General features: G+C 62.8%; 6 protein-coding genes and 1 tRNA gene. 5 read left to right on the plus strand and 2 right to left on the minus strand.

Going from position 1 to position 5,146, the window contains the following annotated elements; all coding sequences use genetic code 11:
* The 4 genes from Mgrana_RS16335 to Mgrana_RS16350 all read left to right on the plus strand — a co-directional run.
* On the plus strand, nt 1-318 hold a 318-nt coding region (locus Mgrana_RS16335), incomplete at its 5' end, for an NUDIX domain-containing protein (RefSeq protein ID WP_119358642.1).
* On the plus strand, nt 315-1,022 hold the full coding sequence (tmpR, locus tag Mgrana_RS16340; protein ID WP_119358643.1) for a bifunctional dihydropteridine reductase/dihydrofolate reductase TmpR: 708 nt from the start codon (nt 315-317) through the stop codon (nt 1,020-1,022). The genes Mgrana_RS16335 and tmpR, both read left to right, overlap by 4 nt.
* A 59-nt stretch (nt 1,023-1,081) precedes the next feature.
* Nucleotides 1,082-1,702 (plus strand): GTP cyclohydrolase I FolE, encoded by a 621-nt coding sequence (gene folE, locus Mgrana_RS16345; protein WP_119358644.1) that lies wholly within the window; start codon nt 1,082-1,084, stop codon nt 1,700-1,702.
* A gap of 201 nt (nt 1,703-1,903) precedes the next feature.
* Nucleotides 1,904-3,118, plus strand: coding sequence for a class I SAM-dependent methyltransferase (locus tag Mgrana_RS16350; RefSeq protein WP_119358645.1), 1,215 nt, complete (start codon nt 1,904-1,906; stop codon nt 3,116-3,118).
* Nucleotides 3,119-3,178: 60 nt separating this feature from the next.
* On the opposite strand, the gene Mgrana_RS16355 is transcribed toward Mgrana_RS16350, so the two are convergent.
* Nucleotides 3,179-3,754, minus strand: a complete 576-nt coding sequence (locus Mgrana_RS16355; protein WP_119358646.1) for a LabA-like NYN domain-containing protein — start codon at nt 3,752-3,754, stop codon at nt 3,179-3,181.
* Nucleotides 3,755-3,884: 130 nt separating this feature from the next.
* Complete coding sequence (gene argB / locus Mgrana_RS16360) at nt 3,885-4,640, minus strand: acetylglutamate kinase (protein WP_119358647.1); 756 nt, start codon at nt 4,638-4,640, stop codon at nt 3,885-3,887.
* Between the two features lie 91 nt (nt 4,641-4,731).
* Here argB and Mgrana_RS16365 point away from each other — a divergent pair.
* Nucleotides 4,732-4,806, plus strand: a tRNA-Val gene (locus tag Mgrana_RS16365).
* Nucleotides 4,807-5,146: the final 340 nt, after the last annotated feature.

The raw sequence follows: 5,146 nt of genomic DNA on the forward strand, positions 1-5,146 counted from the left end.
GTGCCGGGGGGCAAGGTGGAGTGGGGGGAGCCGCTCGAGGCGGCCCTGAGGCGCGAGTTCCGCGAGGAGGTGGGGCTTGAACTCACCCAAATCCGCTTTGCACTGCTGCAGGAGAGCGTGCTGGACGAGCAGTTTTACAAGCCCATGCACTTCGTGTTCGCCAACTACTTCGCCCGCTCGAGCTCGGAGGCGATCCAGCCCAACGCCGAGATCGCCGAGTGGCTCTGGGTCGAGCCGCAGCAGGCCTTGGAGCACCCCTTGAACTCCTATACCCGGCTGCTGGTTGAGGAGTACCTGCGCCGCGAAGGAGGGGCATGAGCCGGGTCGCGCTGGTGACGGGCTCGGCCAAGGGCTTGGGGCGGGCCATCCTGCTGGCGTTGGCGGCCAAGGGGTTGGATGTGGCCGTGCATTACCGCCACAGCCAGACCGAAGCCGAGGCCACGCGGCTCGAGGCCGAGCGGCTGGGGGTCCGCGCGATTAAGCTGCGGGCCGATGTGACCCAGCTCGAGGCTGCTCAGGGGCTGATCGAGGCGGTTGTGGCTGAGCTGGGTGGGCTGCAGGTGTTGGTCAACAACGTGGGCGACTACCTGAAGAAACCCATTGATCTCCTCAGCCCTCGAGAGTGGCACCAGATGCTGGATTCCAACCTGAATGCACCTTTTTACCTGACCCAGGCGGTGATTCCCCACATGAAGCGGGCCGGCTGGGGCCGGGTGATCAACCTGGGCTTTGCGGGGGCACAAAACCTGATCGCGCGCCCTGGGATCACCCCCTATGTCATCGCCAAAACCGGGATGATCCTCTACAGCAAGGCCCTGGCCAAGCGCCTGGCCGGGGAAGGCATCACGGTAAACGTGGTGGCCCCGGGAATCGCCGAGACCTCGGTTTCCCAGCCGGTGGAGGATGTTCCGCTGGGGCGCCTGGCCCAGGTGGAGGAGGTTGCCGCCGCAGCGGTCTTTTTCCTGGAGCAGGCCTACCTGACCGGGCAGGTGCTCGAGGTTGCCGGAGGGTGGAACCTGTAGCTGGAGCCCGGTCCCGACAATCGTACAGACTACGTTCAAGTTGTGTATAAAGGGGCAAGATGAAACGCATGATCGAGGTTGAAGACACCGGCATAGTGTTCCCCAGCGGGGCCGATATCGAGCGCATGTCTGAGCTGGCTCAGGAGTGGCTGGGCCTGATCGGTGAGGACCCTGGCCGCGAGGGGCTGCTCAAAACCCCTGAACGTATGGCCAAGGCCTGGGCTTTCCTCACCAAGGGGTACCACGAGACCTTGGAGGAGGTGACAAACGGCGCGGTGTTTGAGGCCGAGGGCTCGAACATGGTGGTGGTAAAGAGCATCGAGTATTACTCGATGTGTGAGCACCACCTGTTGCCATTTTTTGGCACGGTGCACATCGGCTATATTCCCGATAAGAAAATCCTGGGGCTGTCCAAGTTCGGGCGGATTACCGATATGTTCGCCCGGCGCTTGCAGGTGCAGGAGCGGCTTTCCATCCAGATTGCCCAGGCCATCTGGGAGGTGCTCGAGCCGCATGGGGTAGGGGTGGTGGTGGAGGGCCAGCACCTGTGCATGATGATGCGCGGGGTGGAGAAGCAGCATTCCTCCACCATTTCCTCGGCCATGCTGGGGAGCTTCCGCGATGACCCCAGAACCCGAGAGGAGTTTTTGGCCCTGGTTCGCCAGGGCAAGGTGCTTTGAGCCGCTCCCCCGATGACCGCACGGGCAGGGGCTGCCGGCCCAGCGACAGGCTGGGCCGGATCGTTATCACCCACGTTACAGCCGCGTTGTTCCCTCGAGCCGCGGCCTCGAGCCACCTTAACGGCGGGGGGGAAAACGGTTGGTGGGCCGAGAAACCCTCATAACGCTGCCTTTACGCCCCGAACCCTATAGTTTGGGGCAATGAAAAAGGTCAGAACCTGTCGCTCTTGTGGATCGGGGGAGTTGGTGCCCTTTTTGAACCTGGGCCGGCTGCCCATCTCCGAGACGCTGGCTTTGGATCGCCTGCACCTCCAGGAGACCCGCCTTCCGCTCGAGCTGGCCTTTTGCAAGCGCTGTAGCCTGGTGCAGTTGCTGGGGGACTCAACCTTTGACCCCACCCACCCCATCCCAGCGCGGCCCTACCAGGGGCTGAGCCAGCGGCTACTGCACGACCATCAACTGCTGGCCGGGGCCCGGGTGCTGGGGGTGCAAAGCCTTTCCTCCGAGGATTTGGGTCGGTTGCAACACGCCGGGGTCGAGGTGCTGTACATAGAACCGGCACCCGAGCTGGCCGGGCCGGCCCAAGCCAAGGGGGTTTCCGTGCGCAGGGCGGTCTTTGACCGGACCCTCGCCGAGCAGCTGGCCAACGAGGGTTTCCAGGCAGATGTGGTCTTGGCGGGAGAGGTGTTGGCCTACGCCTCCGACCTCAACGGGTTGATGGAGGGGCTGGTAGGGGTGCTGAGTGAGCACGGTATCCTGTTCCTCGAGCTGCCCGACCTGGCGGGGTGGTTGCAGGAGCGGCGGTTTGACCGCTTTAACCACCGCATGCAGCACTACTTCTCGCTTCACGCCCTCAGCCACCTGCTGCGTCGGCATGGGCTGTGGTTGAATGGCCTCGAGACCCTGTCTGGGGGTGGGCTCCGGGCCTATGCCAGCCGCCGCCGGATGGCCGAGCCCCCCCTAACCCAGCACCTGGCCGAGGAGAAGCGGCTGGGCCTCACCGGAGCGGTCTACTACCAGGAGTTTGCTTCGGCGGTGGCCTCGGTACGGGAGGCCCTGCTCACCCTCCTTACCGAGCTGCGGGCTAGGGGGTATCGCATTGCTGCCTACGGGGCCGGAGAAATGGGGAGCCTGTTGCTCAACTTCGTGGGCCTGGGTTCAGAGGTGGTGGAGTTCGTGGTGGAGGAGTCCCCCGCCCGACAGGGCCGCTTTATCCCTGGGGTGCGGGTTCCCATCCACCCTCCAACCCGCCTTCTGGAAGAACGGCCGGAGTACTTGCTGGTGCTTTGTGAGGCGGGGAAAGCCCTCGAGAGCAGCGAGTATGTGACCAGAGGGGGCAAACTGATCCTGCCCCTGCCCTACCCGGAGATCGTGAACCCGGCTGCCCGGTCGGTGGGCTTACGGGTCGGGGTATAGGGGGGAAGACCATGAAAAAGGCCCTCGGGGAGAGGGCCTTCCGAACCCAGCGGATGACCCTCAGATCTCGTCTTCCAGGTTGTTCATCAAGCGGCTTGCCGGGCTAGACTCCTCCGGGTTCTCTTGCGGGGCGGCCCCTTCACTCAGGTTGGGGTAAGTGCGCCGTCCGCCCCCGGTGCGCTCGAGGCTGCTCTGGAGCTCGCGCAGATCGAGGAAGCGGTCGGACTGGTTGCGCAGCTCGAGGTCGGTCAGCTCGGGCACGCCCAGCAGGTAGACCTCTTTGCCCTGAGCCCGCAAAGCCGCCAGGGTGTGCGAAAGATCGCCCGAACCACTGGCCAGCACGGCCCGGTCCCAGCGCGGGGCTGTCACCAGCAGGTCGGTGGCGATCATGGCCTCGAAGTGCGGATCCCCATGGGTCTCACGGCTGCGCACCGTGTATCCCATGAACACCAGGGCATCGAGGAATTTTTGTTGTCGCTCGTCATTGGCATCGGTTACTGGGGCGTAGTAGAAAGCGTTGTATAGGTCTTCAGGCTTGGCAAACACCCCGATGGCCTTGCGGTGGTCTATGTTCCAGCCTAGCCGCTTGGCCGCGTCGTACATGTAGGAGCCGTCGATAAACAAAGCTACTCTCATCTCATCTCTTCCCGCAGAGTTGAACTCCGCTTGCGCTAAGGAGATATGCTACACCCATACCGCCTAATCTTCTACCCGAGATTGGCCCTTAAAATCCTTGAACTGCACCCTTTGCGTAACGCTTCTGGCCCTATCCGCTGGGCTCGAGGCGGGTTCCCTGGGCGCCGGCCAGCACCCCGCTCAAAGCCCCCGACTCACCGCGGGCAATCGCGGCCCAGGGGGCCCCTTGTTCCAGCGCGTTGAGAGCGGCTTCAACCTTGGGGATCATCCCCCCAGAGATCACCCCTGTTGCGATCAAGCGGCGGGTTTCCCTGGCGCTCAAACGGGCCAGACGGCTCGAGGGGTCTTTGGGGTCACGCAGCACCCCGGCCACATCGGTGAGGAATACCGCAGGCAGCGACAAAGCCCCAGCCACCGCGCCGGCTGCGGTATCCGCATTGATGTTGAGCGGCCCCTCGGGGTCCATGCCTATGGGGGCGACAAGCGGGGTTAGGCCGATCTCGAGCAGGCGCCGGAGCAGCCCTTGGTCCACCTTTTGAACCGTCCCTACCCGTCCCAGTTCCTCAGACAAAGGCACGGCTTTCAGCAATCCAGCATCCCGCCCACTCAGGGCGATGGCCGGGCGGCCTCGATCGGTCAGCCGATAGGCCAGCTCCTTGCCCAAGGCGGTAAGCACCATCTCCACCACCTCCATCTGCTCGGGTGGGGTGATGCGTAAGCCCTGGCTAAAGCGGGTCTCGAAGCCCAGGCGGGTCAACCACTCCCCGATGTTAGGACCGCCCCCGTGCACCAACACCAGCGGTCCAGGGTACCCAGCCAGCTCATCTAGCAACGCATCCGCGCCCCTCAAACTGCCGCCAATTTTGATCAGAAGTGCCGTCTCCATCGCGCCCATTTTATTGTCTCTCCCTTGACACTGCCGAGGGTGGATGCTACCCTTATACACGCATTTGTGGGCCATAGCCCCAACTGCATGCGGGCGATTAGCTCAGCGGGAGAGCACACGCTTCACACGCGTGGGGTCGTAGGTTCAAATCCTACATCGCCCACCAAGCCAAAACCCAGTCCTGCACAGCCGAAACCCCCGATCTACAGAGTTGGGGGTTGGGTTGTTTTAAGGCCGAATGTGGCAACTGGGGCCAGTCACCTGGGTCTGCACGAGGGTGAGAGATGTGGCTTTGGCGAAAATGTGGATAGCGGCTTATGCCCATGCCTCTTATGAGATGAATTTGGGTTTAATTGAACAACGCCTATGCCATATCCTAAGTGGTCTGGTAACCAATATTCCGGCATAATAATTCCATGAAACAAGCCAGTACCAGCAGGGTACACCTGAGCGCCGAAGAACGTGAGCACTTGGAGCAGATGGTCAAGAAGATGGCGTGCGGGGCA

Source organism: Meiothermus granaticius NBRC 107808, from assembly GCF_003574355.1.
In the GTDB taxonomy this organism is placed as follows: domain Bacteria; phylum Deinococcota; class Deinococci; order Deinococcales; family Thermaceae; genus Meiothermus; species Meiothermus granaticius.